We start from the raw sequence: 1,232 nt of genomic DNA, 5'->3' as shown, positions 1-1,232 counted from the left end.
CCCCCTTTTTGTTACCACTCAAAAAGAGAGTTTCCGGTTTTTATGGTTTGGGGTTGATGGGATGACAAGCGTCTCGGGGGCATGCCCCCGAGACGCTTGTCTGGCGACCTGATCCGGTGTCCTGCCATCCAGTTGGGAATGTGGGCGCGCCGTATTGTAGTCTTCCCGCCAGTCAGCCAGAATTTGGCGGGCATGCGTCAGGGACGTAAACAGCGTTTCGTTGAGACATTCATCCCTTAGCCTGCCATTGAAGCTTTCGACAAATCCGTTCTGCTGCGGTTTCCCCGGGGCGATATAGTGCCATTCGATCTTCATCTCATCGGCCCATTTCAGGATGGCATGGGATGTGAACTCCGTTCCGTTATCGCTGACAATCATGAGAGGTTTGCCATATCGTTCCACCAGGGCCGTCAGTTCCCGCGCCACACGTCCACCTGATAATGACGTGTCGGCAACCAATGCCAGGTTCTTGCGACTGAAATCGTCGATAACAGCCAGAATGCGGAACCGGCGGCCACAGATCAGGGCATCCGAGACAAAATCCAGGCTCCAGCGCTGCCCGGGTTTCTGAGGGATGGTCATGGGAGAACGTGTCCCCAGCGCCCTCTTGCGGCCACCCCGATGGCGGACTTTCAGCCCTTCCTCCTGGTAAAGGCGGAACAGCTTCTTGTGATTGGCTTTGAACTCCTCCCGCGCCAGAAGATAGCCCAGGCGGCGATAGCCAAAGCGGCGTCTCTGCCCTGCCAGATCCCGTAAACGCTGGCGTAGGGCAGCATCATCTGCCCGGGTGGAAACATACCGCGCAACACGCCTGGCAAGACCAACAAGGGCACAGGCGCGGCGTTCACTCAGGTCCAGAGCCTCCTGAATGTGTCGGACCGCCTGCCGCCTTGCGACAGGCGTCACCACTTTTTTCCAACAATTTCCTTCAGTGCCGCATTATCCAGCATGGCATCCGCCAGAAGACGTTTCAGGCGGCTGTTTTCATCTTCCAACGCCTTCAGCCGTTTGGCTTCCGATATTTCAAGACCACCATAGCGGGTCTTCCATTTGTAGAAGGTCGCGTCACTGATCCCGTGCTTACGGCAAAGATCAGAGACCTTCAGCCCGGATTCCTGTTCCTTCAGGATCCCTATGATCTGCTCTTCCGTAAAACGACTGCGCTTCATCCGTCCGTATCCTTCTCGATCGGACTCTACTTTTAAATGGTTACATTTCCGGGGGGCACGTCA

Annotated in this window: 1 protein-coding gene; it reads right to left on the bottom strand. The window is 56.0% G+C overall.

Going from position 1 to position 1,232, the window contains the following annotated elements; genetic code table 11:
- Nucleotides 1–18: 18 nt before the first annotated feature.
- A protein-coding gene (locus HKD24_RS15090) for an IS3 family transposase (protein WP_228124489.1) occupies nucleotides 19–1,169 on the bottom strand; the annotation gives its coding sequence in 2 pieces (ribosomal slippage) (nucleotides 19–911 and nucleotides 911–1,169; 1,152 coding nt in all).
- Nucleotides 1,170–1,232 lie beyond the last annotated feature (63 nt).

Origin of the sequence: Gluconobacter vitians (genome assembly GCF_015244565.1) — a bacterium.
Taxonomy (GTDB): Bacteria; Pseudomonadota; Alphaproteobacteria; order Acetobacterales; family Acetobacteraceae; genus Gluconobacter; species Gluconobacter vitians.
Note: the sequence above shows the minus strand (reverse complement) of the source record. Positions and strands in the feature narration are given on the sequence as shown.